17 protein-coding genes and 1 tRNA gene are annotated in these 18506 nt (G+C 64.2%); 8 read left to right on the top strand and 10 right to left on the bottom strand.

Features of this window, described 5'->3' with window-relative positions:
- Nucleotides 1-153: 153 nt before the first annotated feature.
- Nucleotides 154-915, bottom strand: coding sequence for a triose-phosphate isomerase (tpiA, locus tag RLDS_RS44595; RefSeq protein WP_021226926.1), 762 nt, complete (start codon nt 913-915; stop codon nt 154-156).
- 202 nt (nt 916-1117) lie between these two features.
- On the opposite strand from tpiA, the gene RLDS_RS44590 reads away from it, so the two are divergent.
- Nucleotides 1118-3070: a peptidyl-prolyl cis-trans isomerase gene (locus RLDS_RS44590; protein ID WP_021226925.1), complete on the top strand. Its 1953-nt coding sequence runs from the start codon at nt 1118-1120 to the stop codon at nt 3068-3070.
- A gap of 2 nt (nt 3071-3072) precedes the next feature.
- Complete coding sequence (gene trpE / locus RLDS_RS44585; RefSeq protein ID WP_021226924.1) at nt 3073-4590, top strand: anthranilate synthase component I; 1518 nt, start codon at nt 3073-3075, stop codon at nt 4588-4590.
- A 7-nt stretch (nt 4591-4597) separates the two neighbouring features.
- On the opposite strand, the gene RLDS_RS44580 is transcribed toward trpE, so the two are convergent.
- From RLDS_RS44580 to RLDS_RS44570, 3 genes are all read right to left on the bottom strand, one after another.
- Entirely contained in the window at nt 4598-5323 is a 726-nt protein-coding gene (locus tag RLDS_RS44580; protein ID WP_021226923.1) for an extensin-like domain-containing protein, read from the bottom strand.
- 3 nt (nt 5324-5326) lie between these two features.
- A complete protein-coding gene (locus RLDS_RS44575; protein WP_021226922.1) occupies nt 5327-6097 on the bottom strand; it encodes an NUDIX domain-containing protein in 771 nt (256 codons plus the stop codon).
- Nucleotides 6098-6162: 65 nt separating this feature from the next.
- A tRNA-Ala gene (locus tag RLDS_RS44570) sits at nt 6163-6238 on the bottom strand.
- 212 nt (nt 6239-6450) lie between these two features.
- Between RLDS_RS44570 and RLDS_RS44565 the strand changes: the two genes are divergently transcribed.
- The 3 genes from RLDS_RS44565 to RLDS_RS44555 all read left to right on the top strand — a co-directional run bounded on the left by RLDS_RS44565 (nt 6451) and on the right by RLDS_RS44555 (nt 10486).
- The gene (locus RLDS_RS44565; RefSeq protein ID WP_021226921.1) at nt 6451-7380 is read left to right on the top strand and encodes a DUF2171 domain-containing protein; all 930 of its coding nucleotides are present in this window, start codon (nt 6451-6453) and stop codon (nt 7378-7380) included.
- A 132-nt stretch (nt 7381-7512) separates the two neighbouring features.
- Complete coding sequence (locus RLDS_RS44560; RefSeq protein ID WP_021226920.1) at nt 7513-10197, top strand: helicase-related protein; 2685 nt, start codon at nt 7513-7515, stop codon at nt 10195-10197.
- On the top strand, nt 10190-10486 hold the full coding sequence (locus RLDS_RS44555; protein WP_021226919.1) for an RNA-binding S4 domain-containing protein: 297 nt from the start codon (nt 10190-10192) through the stop codon (nt 10484-10486). The genes RLDS_RS44560 and RLDS_RS44555 overlap by 8 nt, the downstream gene beginning before the upstream one ends.
- A 17-nt stretch (nt 10487-10503) precedes the next feature.
- Here the strand turns inward: RLDS_RS44555 and RLDS_RS44550 are convergent, their stop codons facing one another.
- The 4 genes from RLDS_RS44550 to RLDS_RS56320 form a co-directional block, all read right to left on the bottom strand.
- Nucleotides 10504-11193: an aspartate/glutamate racemase family protein gene (locus RLDS_RS44550; RefSeq protein ID WP_021226918.1), complete on the bottom strand. Its 690-nt coding sequence runs from the start codon at nt 11191-11193 to the stop codon at nt 10504-10506.
- A 74-nt stretch (nt 11194-11267) separates the two neighbouring features.
- A complete protein-coding gene (locus tag RLDS_RS44545) occupies nt 11268-11891 on the bottom strand; it encodes a hypothetical protein (RefSeq protein ID WP_152528072.1) in 624 nt (207 codons plus the stop codon).
- On the bottom strand, nt 11888-12169 hold the full coding sequence (locus tag RLDS_RS44540) for a hypothetical protein (RefSeq protein WP_021226916.1): 282 nt from the start codon (nt 12167-12169) through the stop codon (nt 11888-11890). Before RLDS_RS44540 ends, RLDS_RS44545 begins: the two co-directional genes overlap by 4 nt.
- 40 nt (nt 12170-12209) lie before the next feature.
- Nucleotides 12210-12335, bottom strand: a complete 126-nt coding sequence (locus tag RLDS_RS56320; protein WP_021226915.1) for an aa3-type cytochrome c oxidase subunit IV — start codon at nt 12333-12335, stop codon at nt 12210-12212.
- A gap of 160 nt (nt 12336-12495) precedes the next feature.
- On the opposite strand from RLDS_RS56320, the gene RLDS_RS44530 reads away from it, so the two are divergent.
- Both RLDS_RS44530 and RLDS_RS44525 read left to right on the top strand, forming a co-directional pair.
- Entirely contained in the window at nt 12496-13944 is a 1449-nt protein-coding gene (locus RLDS_RS44530; RefSeq protein WP_031298472.1) for a sigma-54-dependent transcriptional regulator, read from the top strand.
- 66 nt (nt 13945-14010) lie between these two features.
- Nucleotides 14011-14640 carry a hypothetical protein gene (locus RLDS_RS44525; protein WP_021226913.1) on the top strand — a complete coding sequence of 210 codons (630 nt, stop codon included), beginning with the start codon at nt 14011-14013 and terminating at the stop codon, nt 14638-14640.
- Between the two features lie 6 nt (nt 14641-14646).
- Here RLDS_RS44525 and RLDS_RS44520 read toward each other — a convergent pair whose 3' ends face one another.
- Together RLDS_RS44520 and RLDS_RS44515 are read right to left on the bottom strand one after the other, a co-directional pair.
- A complete protein-coding gene (locus RLDS_RS44520) occupies nt 14647-15447 on the bottom strand; it encodes a hypothetical protein (protein ID WP_021226912.1) in 801 nt (266 codons plus the stop codon).
- Nucleotides 15444-16472 (bottom strand): COX15/CtaA family protein, encoded by a 1029-nt coding sequence (locus RLDS_RS44515; RefSeq protein WP_021226911.1) that lies wholly within the window; start codon nt 16470-16472, stop codon nt 15444-15446. Before RLDS_RS44515 ends, RLDS_RS44520 begins: the two co-directional genes overlap by 4 nt.
- Before the next feature lie 198 nt (nt 16473-16670).
- Here RLDS_RS44515 and RLDS_RS44510 point away from each other — a divergent pair, with 198 nt between their 5' ends.
- Nucleotides 16671-18473, top strand: coding sequence for an IlvD/Edd family dehydratase (locus RLDS_RS44510; RefSeq protein ID WP_021226910.1), 1803 nt, complete (start codon nt 16671-16673; stop codon nt 18471-18473).
- Nucleotides 18474-18506: the final 33 nt, after the last annotated feature.

The following is an 18506-nucleotide window of genomic DNA, read 5'->3' as shown; positions in this document are numbered from 1 at the left end:
AATTGCGTTGGCGGGCACATAGCGACGAAGGCGCACGGGGGCAACCTGTGAGGGAATCTGCTTACCATCCTCTTGTTTCGAGCGCAGGCGGGAAACGCTGGTAACGCGCTTCCCGCTTCTCGATTTTGCCCGAAGCAAACGGACCTTATCAGGTCAGGCGGCCGCTTTCATCCGCTGGTCGGCCGCTTCGATGATCGGCGCGAACTTGGCCGCCGACAAGCTTGCGCCGCCGACCAGGCCGCCATCCACATCCGCCAGCGCCATCAGGTCGGCCGCATTGTCGCCATTCATCGACCCGCCATAAAGAATGCGCATCTTGTCAGCCTCCGCGCCGATCCGGCTCGCCAGCGCCTTGCGCAAGGCGGCATGCATGGTCGCGACCGCTTCCATGGTCGGGATGCGGCCGGTGCCGATCGCCCAGATCGGCTCATAGGCGACCGCGAGCCAGTCCGCCGCCGCGCCTTCGGGCAGGGAGGCGAGCAGCTGATCCGCGACCACCTGTTCGGCGCGACCGGCATCGCGAACGGCTAGCGTTTCGCCGACGCACAGAATGACGTTGATGCCCGCCTTGTGCGCAGCCACCGATTTGGCCGCGATGTCCGCATTGGTTTCGCCCCGCGCCTCACGCCGCTCACTATGGCCTGTGATGACCCATGTCGCGCCGGCTTCGGCCAGCATGTCGGCGGACAGCGAGCCGGTATAGGCCCCGCTGATATCCATGTGGCAATTTTGCGCACCGATGAAGGCCGCGCCGCGCCGTTCCGACCCCGCCATGATGAGCGTCGCCGGCAGGCATAGCCCCACCTCCACATCAGGATGCGCCGCCGCGACACGGCCGATCGCTTCCACTTCATCCAGATGCGCGCGCATCCCGTTCATCTTCCAGTTGCCGACAACCAGCTTGCGCCTGTTCATCCGCCAAGTCCCCTATGTTTATTGCTGCACGCAGCGCCCCCGCACGTCATCGCCGCATCGCGATGCGGCGCCTCCAAGACATGCGCGGGTGCCAGGCAAATGCGATGGACGGGCATCGCGCATTTGTCCAGCCCAAGCCTTGCCGCCGCGCCGTTCCGCCCTTAAAGCGGGCCGCCATACCGCCTGTAGTTCGGACATTTTCATGCTTTCTGTCTTTCGCCGCATCATCCATTCCAAGTTCGGCGCGATCTTCGCGATCCTGTTCCTGGGCGTCATCGCCGCCGCCTTCATCCTGGGCGATGTGACCAGTGGCCAATTTGGCGGCGCCAGCCTGTCGGGCGGCGGAACAGCGGCCAAGGCCAAGGGATACAAGCTGGCCACCGCCGAATTGCAGGATCGTGTTCAGCGCGTGTTCGAAAATGCGCGCCGCTCGAACCCCGAGCTGCAGATCGGCGAATTTTTCGCGCAAGGCGGCGGCGCGCAGGTGTTCGACCAGCTGGTGCAATCGCTGACGCTGCGCGCCTATGCCGATGATCAGGGCATTCATATTTCCAAGCGCCTGGTCGACGCCCAGATTGCGCAGATCCCTGCGTTCCAGGATGCGGCTGGCAATTTCAGCAATGATAATTTCCGCGCCCTGCTGGCGCGCGAGCGGCTGAGCGAACAGGCGTTGCGCGACGATATCAGCCGCGAAATCCTGCAACGCCAGTTGCTGGCGCCCATCGGCATCGGCGCGCGCCCGTCGGAAAATCTGGTGCTGCCCTATGCCTCGCTGCTGCTCGAAGCGCGGCAGGGCCAGGTTGCCGCCATTCCGGCCGTCGCGTTCCTGGACGACAAGGACCCGACCGACGCGCAGCTGGCTGACTTTTACAAGAAGAACAGCGACCGCTTCACCATCCCCGAACAGCGCCGCATTCGCTATGCCGTGATTGACGCAGACCGTTTCGCGCGGGCCTCGACGCCAAGCGACGCGGAGATCAGCGCCTATTATAATCAGAACAAGGCAAACTATGCGGCGAGCGAGAATCGAAGCGTCGAACAGCTTGTGCTGCCGACAGAGGCGGGCGCGAAGGCGATCGCCGCGCAGGTGAAGGGGGGCAAGTCCCTGCCGCAAGCGGCCCAGGGCGCCGGCCTGTCGGTATCCTCGCTGGACGCGCAAAGCCGCGCCCAGTTGACCAGCGCGACGAGCAAGGCCGTGGCCGACGCGGTCTTTGCCGCCAAGCAGGGCGAACTGGTCGGGCCGGTGCGTGGTCCGCTTGGCTGGCTGTTGCTGCGCGTAACCGCCGTGCAGGACAAGCCTGCCCGGCCGCTAACCGCCGTGCGTGACGAGATCGTCAAGGTGCTGCGCGTGCAGAAAGAAAAGCAGCTGCTCAATGATTTCACCGCCAAGCTGGAGGATCAGATCGCAGATGGCGGCACCTTCGATGAAGTGGCGAAGGATAATGGCCTGACGCTTGAAACCACCCCGCCGCTGCTGGCGACCGGCAAGCAGGTTAAGGACATGGCCTATGTCGCCCCTGCGGATGTTCAGCCGCTGCTGGCCCCGGCGTTCGCAATGAGCGCGGATGATGACGCACAGCTGGTGCCGATCACGCCCGACAAGCGCTATGCGCTGATCGCACCCGGGCAGATCATTGCTGCTGCCCCGCCTCCGCTGGCCGAGGTCAAGCCGCTGGTGCAGGCGCAATATAAGCTCAATGCCGGCAACCAGAAGGCCAAGGCGCTGGCGGAACAAATCCGCGCCAAGGTGGCGAAAGGCACGAAGCTGGCGGACGCGATCAGCCAGGCGGGCGTCAAGCTGCCCGCGCCGCAGACGCTGGGCGGCCGCCGCGCCGACATCATGCGCGCCGAGCAGCGCCCGCCGGCGGAAGTGTCGATCCTGTTCGCCATGGCGGAAAACAGCGTCAAGACGCTGCCGATCAGCGAAGGGCGCGGCTATTTCGTGGTTCAGTTGACAAAGATCGAGCGCGGCGACGCCAAGGACAATCCCCAGTTGCTGGCGCAGGTGCGCGACCAGATGGGCGAGGTGATTGGCCAGGAATATGGCGAACAGTTCGAACGCGCGGTCGAAAAGGAACTGGGCGTGACGCGGAACCCCAAGGCCGTGGAGCAGGTGCGCGCTGCACTGGCTGCAAACAATAGTGGCGGCCAGTGAACATGGCGGATGGGGGGAATGACGGCATTGCCGCTGCATGCGCGGCCTTATCGCGCGGTGAGTCGGCGCTGATCTGGCGGCGGCAGATTGCGGACACCGACACGCCCATTTCCGCCGCGCTCAAATTGTTCGAACCCGATCGCGGCGACTATCTACTGGAATCGGTCGAAGGCGGCGCCGTGCGCGGACGACATAGCCTGATCGGCCTTGCCCCTGACCTGGTTTTCAGGGCCAATGGCCAACAGGCCGAAATCAATCGGCAATGGGCGACAGATCGTGATGCGTTCGTACCGCAAAAGGACAGCGCGCTCGACGCGCTACGCGCCCTTGTCGCCGAATGCCGGGCTGAAATGGACCCCGCGCTGCCGCCAGCGCTGGCCTGCCTGGTCGGATATTTCGGTTATGAGACGGTGGGACTGGTCGAAAAACTGCCCCGTCCGGCTCCCAACCCGATCGGTGTGCCCGACATGTTGTTCGTGCGGCCAACCATAATCCTGGTGTTCGACCGGCTGGCAGACGCCCTCTACATCGTCGCGCCCGTTTGGAAGGGCAGCTTCACTGACGTCGATCGCGCCATCTCCGGCGCGCTGGAACGGATCGACGCGACAGCCGCGCGCCTCGCGGCCCCCATCCCTGCCGGCTCGTCCGCAACCGAGATCGCCGATATTGCCGTTACCCCCGCATTGTCCCCCGAACGTTATGCGCAGATGGTGGAGACGGCGAAGGACTATATCGTCGCGGGAGACATATTTCAGGTCGTGCTGGCGCAACGCTTTACCAGCCCGTTCACTTTGCCGCCGATCGCCCTGTATCGCGCGTTGCGGCGGATCAATCCGTCTCCCTTCCTCTATTATCTCGACCTCCCCGGATTTGCACTGATCGGGTCCAGCCCCGAAATATTGGTGCGCGCGCGCGACCGCGAAGTGACGATCCGTCCGATCGCCGGGACGCGCCCCCGCGGCAAAAACGCGGTCGAGGACGCGGCCAATCGAGAAAGCCTGCTTGCCGACCCCAAGGAGCGGGCCGAGCATCTGATGCTGCTCGACCTGGGCCGAAACGACGTCGGGCGCGTGGCGGCCGCCGGGTCGGTCACTGTGACGGAAAGCTACAGCGTCGAATTTTACAGCCATGTCATGCACATTGTGTCCAACGTCGTCGGGCAACTTGCCGATGACAAGGACGCCATTGATGCGCTGTTCGCCGGATTTCCCGCTGGCACGGTATCGGGCGCGCCCAAGGTGCGCGCCTGCGAGATCATCGCCGAACTGGAACCTGAAACGCGCGGCGCATACGCCGGCGGCGTCGGCTATTTCGGGCCAGACGGCAATATGGACAGTTGCATCGTGCTGCGCACGGCCGTGCTAAAGGATGGCGTCATGCATGTGCAGGCGGGCGCCGGGATCGTCGCTGATTCCAGTGCCGAATATGAGCAGCGCGAATGCGAAGCGAAGAGCGGGGCGCTATTGGCGGCAGCACGCGAGGCGATTGCACTGGCGCGTCAGCCGACCTTTGGTCAATAACCGATCTTCAACGGCAGGCGCGCCCGCCCATGGCGCCGCGTTCAGCCTGATCGAGGTGAAAATGATCGCGGTGCGCGGCGTTATAGTCCGGTGACAAGACGGTCGAGAAAAGATCGCAGGCGCCGTCCCGCACCTCACGCAGAAACGCGGCGTCTTTTCCCTCCCCTTTCCAGTCACCCAGCACGCTGACCTGTCGGCCATCCTCTAACTGAAACGCCGCAATATCGATTGCGTCGGCGGTTGCGTGTTCGCTGAAATCGCCTTGGCTGCGACCATAAAGCCGGCGGCAGCTATAGCTGCCAAAGTGCCGGATCGACCGGACGGGCTGGCCGTAGATGCGTTGAGCGGTCGGCTGCACCACTTGCCATTCCCAGAGCTTAAGAGCCGCGACCACCGGGCATGATGGGGCGACAGCGGCGGGGGTCAGCAGGATGGCGTCATCGTCGGCGCGCAGACGCACGGCATCGGCATAGGCGCACTGGTCCGCGCCGCCCGGCTCCAAAGCGACATAATCGACGCCCGCGCGATCCAGCAGCGCCTTGCAGGCTTCGGCATCGCCGGTCAGCGCGGCCAGCTTGCGCCCGGTGAACAGGCCGATCGGCTGCGCCAGGTCCAGGTCTGTCCAGGGCAAGTCCTGCGGTCGCTGCCGCATCCAGGCATAGGCCAGCAGCGCCAGCGCAAGCAGACAGCCAATCACAAGGAAAGCGCGCAGCGTCAGGTGCAGTTTTCGCATATCCTAAGCACGCTGAACCCTGTCCGTTGGTTCCGCTGTCACGGGATAGCCCAGATGATCGGGGATACACAGATGCGGCACGCCGTCGCGATCTTCGTGCCAGGGTTGGATCTTCTCGACGGGAAATGCGGCCGCGTGGGAGAGCAAATCGGCGAAGTCCCGATGCGCGGCCAGCCGTTCGAGATTGCGGCGGGTCGGGTAGATGACGCGCCCCTTCCCCGCATCGCAGAGCGCCAGCGTATCGGCCGCGCTGCTCCAGAACAGGCGGACATTTTCGCTGCTGTCCACCGTCGCAAATTGTCCTTCGGGCGCGCGGGCCAGATAGAAACGGGCGTCGAACACCCGCGTCGCGTGATCAAATGGTGACGGATGCCAGCGCGCGAAGGGCGTAAGCGCCCCGAGATCAAGGCCCAGATTATGGCGATCCAGCAGATCCCCCAGGAGCGCACCATCCTGCAATCCATCACGCAGGCGCAGGATCATCGCCTGGTCCACATCGCCGGTGATGGCGATGGCGAGGCCGGCTTCTTCTATCGTTTCGCGAATGGCGGCAATTCGCGCGGCCACTTCGTCCAGTGGCAGCCCCGTCTCATATCGGGCGGCAAGCACCTGGTCCGCTTCGTCGACCGCTCCGCCCGGAAAGACGAGCGCGCCCGCAGCAAAGGCCATGGTAGCCGCGCGTTCCATCATCAGCAGTTCCGCAGCCTTGCCGGGGCGATCGCGCACGATCACGACCGTAGCCGCCGGCCGGGTCAAAATTTCATGATCTGTCATGGATATGCTCTAGGCCCATAGCCTCAAGCTGGTAAAGTCCTTCCCAACCAGCCCGATTAAGGGGTTGGTGGAGCCTAGGGGGATCGAACCCCTGACCTCGTCATTGCGAACGACGCGCTCTCCCAGCTGAGCTAAGGCCCCTTGAAGGAGCGCTGCCTATAAGCGACCGATTCAAGCCGCGCAACGGTATTTTGTGCAAAATGACGAACCGGCTTTCGTCGCCAACCGTGCGCCGAGATGCACCGATGGCAGGACATTACTCGTCCGTAACGCCCGGAACGTTGGCGGGGGCTGCTCATTGATAGCAGCGACGACGCCCCCCGCGTCGCCTGACACGCACAAGGAGATGGACCATGGGTTACCAAGGCGGAGGCCGCTACGGTGATGATCGCTATTCCTCGAACTGGGACCGGGGCGAACGCTATCGCGGGCAGCGCGACTATCGACGCGACGACAACAGCTATCGCTACGGCACGCGCGGTCAATTCGGTAGTTCGGACATGCGCCGCCGGCCCGATGACTATGACCCGGAGGAACGGGGCTTTTTCGATCGCGCGGGCGATGAAGTCCGCAGCTGGTTTGGTGACGAGGAAGCGGAACGTCGCCGCGAATATGACGAATATTATAATCGTCCCTATGGCGACCCGCGCGACCAGTCGAGCCGGATAGGCTTCGCGTCGGCAGGGCGTAGCGATTATCTTCCGGGTCGAGGTTATGCTCCCTACACCAATGAGCGCAGCGGCTTTGGCAGTGAGGATCACGGCTATCGCACCCGCGCCTTCGGACCGCAGCGTGACCAGAACGCCCATTATGACAGCAATTATCACGCCTGGCGCCAGCAGCGGATCGACGAACTCGACCGTGACTATGCCGAATATCAGCGGGAAAACCGCGATCGCTTCAATAATGAATTCGGCACCTGGCGCGCGCGCCGGGGCGAGCAGCGGCAGGCGGTCATGCAGGTCAAGGAGCATATGGAGGTCGTCGGCAGCGATGGCGAGCATGTCGGCACCGTCGACAAATGCCGGGGCGACCGCATCATCCTGACCAAGAATGACGAGGATGCCGGTGGCGTGCACCATTCGATTCCGTCGAGCTGGATCAAGTCGGTGGACGCGACGCGCGTGACCCTCGAAAAAACGGCCGAGCAGGCACAGGAAGCATGGCGGACGGAGCGCGAGCAAAGCGCAATGTTTGGCGATCGCGCCGAAGGCCGTGACGGCGGCTGGAGCGGCGAAGGCTTTGCCAGCAGCAACAGCGGTTATGGCACCCGATATCGCTGAGCCAGATTGAATGTGAGGAAAGGCCCGGCGCGATTGCCGGGCCTTTTTCTGTGGTCCGATCACCGGCGGCAATGGGGCCGAAGCGGCTTTGCCCTTGCCCCCAAAGCTGCGATGCCCGACATAGGACCTGTCATGGTTTCCTTTGCCCGATCGCCCGTCACTGCCGTCCTCGGGCCAACCAATACCGGCAAGACGCATCTCGCGGTGGAGCGGATGTGCGGCCATTCCAGCGGAATGATGGGCTTCCCCCTGCGGTTGCTGGCGCGCGAAGTCTATGACCGCGTCGTCGCGATCAAGGGCGAAAAGCTGGTTGCGCTGGTCACGGGCGAAGAGAAAATCATTCCGCCTGGCGCACGCTATTTCCTATGCACGGCCGAATCCATGCCCATTTCCGGCAGCCGTGAAGCCGGCGCGAAGGAGGATTTCGCTTTCGTGGCGCTGGATGAGGCGCAACTGGGCGCGGACCCCGAACGCGGGCATATTTTCACCGACCGGTTGCTGCGCGCGCGCGGTCGGGAGGAAACGATGATCCTGGGGTCGGCCAGCATCAGCCGGGTCGTCAAGGCACTGATCCCGGACGTGGACATCATCAGCCGCCCGCGTTTTTCGACTTTGAGCTATGCGGGCGCGAAAAAATTATCCCGCCTGCCCCGCCGGTCCGCCATCGTCGCCTTTTCTGCCGAAGAGGTCTACGCCGTCGCCGAAATGCTGCGCCGCTTTCGCGGTGGCGCGGCCGTCGTCATGGGCGCGCTGTCGCCCCGCACGCGAAACGCGCAGGTACAGATGTTCCTGAATGGCGACGTCGATTATCTGGTGGCGACCGACGCGATCGGCATGGGCCTTAACCTGGATGTGGCGCATGTGGCCTTTGCCTCGCTGCGCAAGTTCGATGGACGGCGAAGCCGACGCCTGACGGTCAGTGAAATGGCGCAGATCGCCGGGCGCGCCGGCCGCCATCACAAGGATGGCACATTCGGCAGCCTGGGGCATGAAGATAGCGACGCGGCCTTCACCCCGGAGGAAATAGACGCGATCGAGGCGCATCATTTCCCAGCGGTCGATCACCTCTTCTGGCGCAACGGAACGCCACGCACGGACCGGCTCGACCATCTGCTGTTCGATCTGGAGCAGAAGCCCGAGCGCCCCGAACTGCGCGCCGCGCCCGAAGCAGTGGACCTTGCCGTTCTGCGACGGCTGGCGGATGATCCGACCGTCATCGAGCGCGCGCGGGGCAAGCGCCAGGTCGAACGGCTGTGGGCGGCCTGCGGCCTGCCCGATTTTCAGAAACTGGGGGCGGATCATCATGCCCGGTTGGTGTCGCGAATCTGGCGTTTCCTGTCGGAAGGCAACGGCCACATTCCGCGTGACTGGTTCGCGCAACAGGTCGCGCGGCTTGATTCGGTGCAGGGCGACATCGACATATTGTCCGGCCGGATCGCGGCGGCCCGCACCTGGTCCTACATCGCGCACCGCGCCGACTGGCTGGCCCATCCCTCTGAAATGGCCGAGCGCACCCGCGCGCTGGAGGAGAAACTTTCCGATGCGCTCCACGCGGCCCTGACGCAGCGTTTCGTTGATCGGAGAACGTCCGTCCTGTTGCGCGACATCGGCCAGAATGCGAGCAATCTGCCCGTTACGGTGGAGGGTGACGGCAGCGTCTGCGTCGATGGGGAAATGATCGGACGACTTGACGGCTTCCGATTCTCGGTCGATCCCGCTACGCGGCATCAGGACCGAAAGATGCTGTTGGCGGCCGCGGAACGGCGCCTTGGAAAGGTATTGCGAGTGAAGGCTGACGAACTGATCGCTGCGACGGATGCGGATTTTGCCCTGCTGGACGAGGCGGGGCAGGCCCCCGGCATTGCCTGGGGTGAAACGCCGGTGGCGATCCTGATGGCCGGCACCACATTGCTGACGCCGGAAATCCGGCTCGATCGCGCTCTTCTGGCGCTGGGCCAGGATGTGCAGAAGCAGATCACCGCGCGACTGTCCGCATGGTTCGACGGGCAAAAGCAGAAGCATCTGCTGCCGCTCGTCAAGATGAGCGAAAGCGCCGCCGACCCGCAGGTGCCCGCCGTGGTGCGAGCGGTATTTGCGCAATTGGGCGATGCCGGCGGCGTCGTGGCGCGGACCGATCTCGATTCGGCGCTGGGGCATCTGGACAAGGAACAGCGGCACCTGCTGCGCAAGGCCGGCATCGATATCGGCGTTCTCGACATCTATCATCCCGGCCTGCTGAAGCCGGGCGCGGCGCGTTGGCGTTCGGCGCTGCTGGCGGCGCGAATCGCCAAACCCTGCCTGCCGCTGCCAGGGCCAGGGCTGACGCTGATCCCCGCTGGCGAACGCCCCGCGCAGATGGGCGCGCGCATCGCGGGCTTTCGTGGTTTCGGCGACCAGATGCTGCGGATCGACATGGCCGAGCGCATGGCGCGCACCGCGCATGAAACCATCGCCAGGAATGAGGCCTTCACGGCGCTCAGCCCGCAGATCGTGTCGCTGGGCCTGAGCGAAGACTCCTTCCTGCAATTGATGCGGGCGGCAGGCTTCCGCCCGGTCGATGCGCCGCCTGCTCCGCCGGTCGAGGACGGGGCGGAGGCGGTTGCGCCCGTTCCGGCTGCGAATTGGGCATTCAAGGGCCGGCAGAAGGCGCGAAGCGACCGGCCACAGGCCCAGCGCGGACGTGGAGGAAAGCCGGGTGGCGGCAAGCCGCAGCGAGGCGACGGACAGCGCCAATCCAACAATGGCGGAGGCTCCAGTCCCGCGCCGGTCAATAACGCCTTTGCGGGCCTTGCCGACTTGCTGGGCCGCAATGGCTGACGCAGGCGCAGGCGCCGGTCACGGCCCGAGCTTGCGTATCGACAAATATCTCTGGTTCGCGCGCCTGTCGAAAAGCCGGTCGATCGCGCAAAAGCTTGCCGAAGACGGGCATATGCGCCTGAATGGCCGGCGGATCGACCGCGCTCATGCCCCCGTAAGGGCTGGCGACCTCATCACCTTTCCGCATGTCGGAGGCGTGCGCGTCGTGCGCGTACTCGCCCTGCCCGTCCGGCGCGGACCTGCCCCCGAAGCGCAATCCTGTTACGAGGAACTGACCATCGGGAGCTAAAGGATCAGCCCGGCGCACTATCCCAGGATGAAGTCGACGCCGGCCTGCGCGTGGATGCTGGTGCAGTCGTAGATCGGCAACACATTCGCCCTGACATCGACGATCATCTCCAGTTCGGTGCAGGCCAGCACGACGGCCTGCACATCCTGTTTGGCAATGTCCGTCAGTTCCGACTTCATGAAGCGCTGCGATTCCCGGTTGATCTTGCCCAGCGTCAGTTCCTCGTAAAAGATGCGATCCACCTGCTCCGCCAGCGCCATGTCCGGCGGCAGAAGCGACACGCCATGCGCCACCAAGCGCTGACGATAGAATTTCTCGGTCATGACCCGGCGCGTGCCGATGAGCGCGGCCTTTTCGACCCCGTCGGCCTGCATCGCTTTTCCGACCTCGTCGGCGATGTGAAGGATCGGGATAGAGACGGCCGCCTGTACCTGGTCATAGACCCGGTGCATGGAATTGGCGCAAATAAGCAATGCGCCTGCCCCCGCCCCTTCCAGGCGGCGAGCCGCGTCGATCAATTGCGTGGCCGCGCAGTCCCAGTCATCGTCGCTGACGCAACTGGCCACCGCTGCGAAATCGAGGCTTTCGATCAGCAGCGGCGCGCTGTGCTGTCCGCCCAATTTGCGCTGAACCATCTTGTTGATGATCTCATAATAGCGAGCGGTCGACGTCCAGCTAAGGCCGCCGACAAGGCCGAGCTTGCGCATGATATTCGCTGTCTCCCCCGATTTGGCATGTGACAGCACAGGGTTAGGGGAAGCCACCGCAACCGGTCAAAGGCTTAATCGCCCCTGGCACGAACGGGCATGGCGCAAAGGGTGAAGCCGCCGGCGCCGACAATGGTGGCTATGACCGCCATGCCGGGTTCGTCGAGCAACAGGGCGATCGCCAGCCCGCCCCAGCCGGCAAGGCCCGCCAGTGCAGCGAGCCATCGCTCAGCCCCTCGCCTTCCCTCAGACACTGCCCTGCACAGTGGCGCTGCCGCAATCGCCATGGCGGCTCCGATCAGTTCGGCAGCTGTCAGCAGCCACCCATTCAAGGGGGCCAGCGTGGCGTCATCAGGCCGGAGAATGTCGAAGGCGATAGGATTGCGATCAATGGCGAGCGCCGTCAGTAGCAGGCACAGGCCAATGGGAAGCAGGAGCAGAGCCAATATTGGCAGGACGGACCGGATGGTCGGCCAGCGGACGACCAGATAGCCGATCCCCGCCCCCAGCGCGGCCAGGCTGACCATTTCCGGCAGGTTCACCACATCATGGGTATAGAGGCTGGCGCCGATCGCCAGCGCCATTCCCCCAATCCCCAGCCGCGGCGCGAGCTCCCATCCTGATCTAACCAGACCCAGGAACATCAGCAGCGCGGAGCCGACCCAGGCGATTGCGGCAACCCCTGATAACGCCGTCAAAGGGCATCCTCCCCGGATCGGGACGATCGCTCCAGCAACCCGAAACCAGCGACCAGCGCGATGCTGCCCAGCAAAATCGCCAGCAGGCCAAGCAGGCGCGCGCCGGCGCCCCCAACCTCCGCAGCGACGATCAGCGCGCCCATGACCGGGAAAGCCGCCAAGGCGCACAATAGGTCTAGGACCGGACGGCGATGTCGCCGGGCCGCAACCCGCGTCCCCAGAAAGGTAAGCAGCGCCACCGTCGGCAACAGGACGGTGAGCGCCGCTGCATGGGTCATCAAGACACGTCGTTTCTGACGGAAGGACCGTCGGGGGGCGTCACGTCGCGATCAGCAGCACCACCAAGGCCGCGACGGCCACGCTGGCGATCGTGCCCCATTTCATCAGCCCGACGAAGCTGTGATAGGTCTGGTTCGCGCTTTTCATATTGCCGTTCGACGCCATGCCATGTTCCCTTCCTGATACAGTTGCCCCGTCCTTATCCCGTCCCCGCGCGCCCCTCAATCCTCCAGACAGAAAATCCACGCGGTTAAGTGTGCCTTTACCGCAGGCAGCTAGGGTCCAACGCCTGATCAAGACAAGCGGATCATGACAAGGGGTTGGAATGGCACGCGACGGCGTACCCATAATGATGCTGATCGACGACGAACCGGCCCAGCGCCGGCTCGTTTCGGCCCTCGCCTCGCGCGCGGGATGGCGCACCATCTTCGCGGCCGATGCGGAAACCGCATTGGCAATGCTGGGGACGCAGGACGGCATGTTGCTGGACGCGGTCATTCTGGACCAATGGAGCCCGGACTATGAGCCGTCCGGCCTGATCCGCGATTTGCGCGCGCAGCGGCCCGCTCTGCCGATCCTCGTCCTGACGGCGCATAATAATGTGGCGGTGGCGGTGGAGGCGATGCGCGCGGGCGCAAGCGACTATCTGTCGAAACCGATCGCGCCCGAACGCCTGCTTGCCGCGCTCAATGCCACGCTGGCGGACGGGGCGGCGGCCGGAGAATTGCGCCCGTTGACGGAAAAGATCACCGCGCCGCTGTCCTTTGAGGATGTGGTCGGCTCCGCACCGCAATTCCGCGCCGCGCTCGCGATTGCCGCCAAGGCCGCGCGGGCGCGCGTCCCCGTGCTGATCGAAGGCGAAAGCGGGGTCGGCAAGGACGTTATCGCCCGTGCGGTGCATGCCGCGTCGCCGCGCCACAAACAGGCGATGGTAACGGTCAATTGCGGCGCCATTCCCGCCAACCTGGTCGAATCAGAACTGTTTGGACATGAACGCGGCGCTTTTACCGGGGCGTTTGACCGCCATGTCGGCAAGTTCGTCTCCGCCGACATGGGCACCATCTTTCTGGATGAAGTGAGCGAAATGCCGCTCGACGCGCAGGTCAAGCTGCTGCGGGTGCTGCAGGATGGCGAGGTGCAGCCGATCGGCGCACGCCGGCCGATCCACGTCGACGTGCGCGTTATCGCGGCGACCAACAAGCGGCTCAGTGAAGAAATCGAAGCGGGCCGATTCCGGGAGGATCTTTATTATCGGCTGAATGTCGTTCAATTGACCGTGCCGCCCCTGCGCGAACGGATGGGCGACATCCCCGCGCTATGCCGGCATTTGCTCGCCCGCATTGCAGGGCAACCGGGGCTTCGCAGCTTGGGCCTGACGGATGACGCCCTGTCGCTGCTGATGCAGCATCCCTGGCCCGGCAATGTGCGCCAGTTGCAAAATGCCCTCTTCCGCGCGGCGGTCCTGTGTGATGGCGACGCGCTGACGCCCCAGGATTTTCCGCAAATTGCAGCGCAGATTCGCGCCGGCGACGGAATCGAGCGGGTGACGCCACAGGTACGTTCGATCAGCCAGCCGCATCGTGACGGTGCGGGCATTACCTTGTTTGAACTGGACGGGCATGTCCGCCAGCTGGCGGAGATCGAAGCCGACGTGATCCGGCTGGCCATCGGCCATTATCGCGGACGCATGACGGAGGTGGCGCGAAGGCTGGGCATCGGCCGGTCCACGCTCTATCGCAAGCTTGCCGAACTGGGCATTGATAGCGCCGCCTGAACCGGCCGTCGTCCGCTCCTTCCCTGCGGCGTTGAAATCCGCGCGTGGCTATGCTTTGGACGCAGGATGAAACATGCTCCGCTCATCGCCTGCCTGCCCATCCTCCTGCTCGCCGCCTGCGGCCGGACCGAGCCGGTCGCCGACATGCCGAGCCAGGAGGAACTGGCCGCAGCCGCCAATGCCGCAGCCGCCAACGCGCTCGAAAGCCAGCAGGCCGATGAAAGCGCGGACAGCCGCAATTATGGGAACTTGGATCGCGGCTTTTCCGTCACCCTTCCCGAAGGCTGGGTGATAGACAAGGGCGCGAGCAATGACGATGGCGTCGTCTACGAAGACCCGGGCGCGGGTGCCGACGTGCGCGTCTTCTGGCAGAAGAACGAGGGCGACGAGACGCTGCAGCAGACGGTCGAAGCGCTCAACAGCGGTTCCGAGGGCGTCGATGGCGACTTTGTCGGCGACAATGAATATCGCGGCACGGCCAATGATGGCGAAGGCAATAATGTCGCCGTCCGCCTGTTGCGGCAACCGGGCGGCGCGGTCGTGACGGCGACGTTCGTCTATCCCGAAATGCTGAGCGAACAATATCAGGGCATTGCCGAAAAGCTGCTGGACAGCCTGCGCGTCTTTGCGCCGCGTGGCGCGAGCGATGAAACCCAAATGCCGGCAGCCGCAGCCAACGCCGCTCAGCCCTCCTGATCCGTTTTAAGACGCTGGGCGCAACACCCGCTCCTCCGTCAGCGTCCGCGTGCCGAAGGTCAGCGTCCGAACCTGTCGCGTGACAAGGCCGGTTGCCGGCGAGACTTTATAGTCCATCCGAACGTCCACGCCCGGGCCGGTCAAGGTTTCGGTCAGGGACAATCCGTCGGTCGCTCGGCCTTTCAAGGTCAGGATTCCCTCGACCGGCACGGGGCGGCCCAGTGGCGATCCTGCCATCGTCCTGACGCCCCTTCCATCCGCGCCATCTTCCACCTCGCTGCCGGCAAAGAGGAACAGCGGCTGATATTCCCCGGCCAGCAGGGCAAGCCGTCCTTCGCGCGACAATCCGTCGAACAAGATCTTGACGCTTTGCGCGACGCGATGGCGGGGCGTGTCAGGTCCGAACTGCGCCATCATCATGTCCAGCCCATGCTCTACGGCGGACCACACGGCTTCGTCATCGTCGAGGCTGATAATCTTTCCCTGTGGGTCTAGGTGAAAGCGCATCTCCACCCCAATGAGCGGCGTCAGCGCGGCGCGAAAGGAGGCTGCGGCGGCATCGTTCGCATCGCTGTCGAGCGAACGCAGGACCGCGTTTAGCTGATAGCCGTCGCCCGCGCGTTCAAATCGCACGGTGCGATGGGCGCTGAACCGGCTGTCCTTCCCTGCAATGGGCCGATGCTGGTCAATGTCATAGGCCAGGTCCTGACCGACAGGCGGCGCGAAGGGGATGGCGATCCGTTCCGCCGCCGCCGGGTGCGCGATGGCGGCCAGAAGGAAGGCCGCAAGCCCGCCAACTGACTTCACGCGCGCGTCTGCCCCGATGCGTGCGCGGCCCAGGTCGCCGCCGCCACGACGATCGCGCCCACGGCCTGATGCAGCACCGCGAGCGGCAGGGCGATACCTGTGACAACGGTCGCGATACCGAGCAATATCTGCGCTCCGACGGCAGCGTTCACCGCGATCGAGGCGCCTCGGCATCTCGCCTGCTTCGCGCGACGCGCCAGCAGCACCAGCATGCCCGCAGCGATCCAGGCCCACCAGCGATGGATGAAATGGACGAGATAGGGGTCCGAAGACAGCGTCGTCCAGACAGATCCCGACCAATCAATCCCCTGCGGCACCAGATGATCGTTCATGAGCGGCCAGGTGCTCGAAACATAGCCCGCGTCCAGCCCGGCCGTGAAAGCGCCGAACATCAGTTGCACGCCAAGCGCCACCAGCGCCGCAAGGGCAAAGGGCCGCAGGCGCGCCGGCCGGGCGGCAGGATTGCACGCCAGGGCGCGCAGGTCGAGCGCGGTCCAGATCAACCCGCCCATGATGAAGAGGGCAGTCAGCAGATGCACCGCCAGTCGATAGTGGCTGACATCGGTGCGCACGGACAGGCCCGACGACACCATCCACCAGCCGATCGCGCCCTGCAATCCGCCAAGCGCCAGCAGCGCCACCAGACGCCAGCCATAGCCGGCCGGTATCATGCGTTTCCACGCAAACCAGAGCAGTGGCACCGCAAAGGCAATGCCGATCACGCGGCCAAGCAGGCGATGCACCCATTCCCAGAAAAAGATGAACTGGAACTGCGACAGGGACATGCCGCGATTGATCTCCTGATATTCGGGAATCTGCTGATACAGACGAAACGCCTCCATCCACTGATCATGGGTCAGGGGCGGGATGGCGCCGGTGATTGGCTTCCATTGGGTGATGGACAGGCCCGATTCGGTCAGGCGCGTGATACCGCCCACCACCACCATGCAAAAAACGAGAACCGCGACCGCCAGCAGCCATCTGGCAATGGCGCGCGGCGCCGAATTGTGATCCATGATCGTCATGGCGCGATCCTTGCGCCCAACCCTGGCGCAATTCAAGGCTCGTCACCGGGACCAATGGTCCTACTTACATATGCGAGGGTAACGGACGACCGGGCGATGATCGGACGGTGCGACAGGCCGGCTTGATATTTAATTTGTATGAGTATATCAGACATCCAAGCGCGCGTATGGCGCCTTCTCTCTTTTCAGGATGCCCTCATGAGCGATTCGTCCAAGCCTGCCCCGAAGCTGCGCAGCCGTGCCTGGTTCGACAACCCCGACAATATCGACATGACGTCGCTCTATCTTGAGCGCTACCTCAACTATGGCCTGTCGCTCGAGGAATTGCGCAGCGGCAAGCCGATCATCGGCATTGCCCAGACCGGCAGCGACCTGTCGCCCTGCAACCGCCACCATATCGTGCTGGCCGAACGCATGCGTGAGGGCATCCGCGAAATGGGCGGCATCGCCATCGAATTTCCCGTCCACCCGATCCAGGAAACCGGCAAGCGCCCGACCGCGGGGCTTGATCGCAACCTGACCTATCTGGGCCTGGTCGAGGCCCTTTATGGCTACCCGCTCGATGGCGTCATTCTGACGACGGGGTGCGACAAGACGACGCCCGCGCTGCTCATGGCGGCCGCGACCGTCAACATTCCCGCAATTGCCCTGTCCGTGGGGCCGATGCTCAATGGCTGGCACAAGGGCGAACGCACGGGTTCGGGCACGATCGTCTGGCATGGCCGCCAGTTGCTCGCAGCGGGCAAGATCGACGACGAAGGCTTTATCAAGCTGGTCGCCTCCTCTGCGCCTTCGACGGGCTTCTGCAACACCATGGGCACGGCCAGCACGATGAACGCGCTCGCCGAAGCGCTGGGAATGATGCTGCCCGGCAGCGCTGCGATCCCTGCGCCCTATCGCGATCGTCAGGAGGCCGCCTATCATACCGGCAAGCGCATCGTGGCGATGGTGCATGAGGATTTGAAGCCTTCCGACATCATGACGCTGGACGCTTTCCACAATGCCATCGTCGCCAATTCGGCGATCGGCGGATCGACTAATGCGCCCATCCACCTGACCGCGATCGCGCGGCATATGGGCGTCGACCTGCCGCTCAAGGATTGGGAGACGGTCGGCCACAAGGTGCCGCTGCTGGTGAACATGCAACCGGCCGGCGAATATCTGGGCGAGGATTATTATCGCGCCGGCGGCTTGCCTGCCGTGATCGGCCAGTTGATCGAGCAAGGGCTGATCCGCGAAAATGCCATGACCGTCAATGGCAAGACCATGGGCGAAAACTGCCGCGGCGTTCAGATCGAGGATGAGAGGGTCATTCGCCCCTTCCACCAGCCGCTCAAGGAAGAAGCGGGCTTCCTGGTCCTGTCGGGCAATCTGTTCGACGCGGCGGTCATGAAGACCAGCGTCATCAGCGAGGAGTTCCGCCAGCGTTATTTGTCCAACCCCGACGATCCCGAAGCCTTTGAAGGACCCGCGATCGTATTTGACGGGCCGGAAGATTACCACCATCGCATCGACGATCCGGCGACCGGCATCACGTCCGATACGCTGCTCTTCATGCGCGGCGCGGGGCCGATCGGTTATCCGGGCGCGGCCGAGGTGGTGAACATGCGTCCGCCCGCCTATCTCATCACCGAAGGCGTGTCGGCGCTGCCCTGCATTGGCGATGGCCGCCAGTCGGGCACATCGGGAAGCCCCTCGATCCTCAATGCCTCGCCTGAAGCGGCGGCGATGGGCGGCCTGGCGCTGCTCAAGGATGGCGACCGGGTGCGGATGGACCTGAAAAGCGGGACGGTGAACGTCCTGATTTCCGACGAGGAACTGGAAGCGCGCCGCGCCAAGCTGGCGGCCGAGGGCGGCTATCCCTACCCCGCCTCGCAAACCCCGTGGCAGGAAATTCAGCGCTCGGTCGTTGGCCAGATGAACACCGGCGCCATCCTGGAAGGCGCGGAGAAATATCAGCGGATCGCCCAGACCAAAGGCCTGCCCCGCGATAACCATTAAGCATTGAAAGCGGGCTGGCGGCTTTCCATCTTC

The sequence above is a fragment of the Sphingobium lactosutens DS20 genome, assembly GCF_000445105.1.
GTDB lineage: Bacteria > Pseudomonadota > Alphaproteobacteria > Sphingomonadales > Sphingomonadaceae > Sphingobium > Sphingobium lactosutens.
The sequence above is the reverse complement of the archived record's forward strand: the minus strand, read 5'-3'. Positions and strand labels throughout refer to the sequence as shown.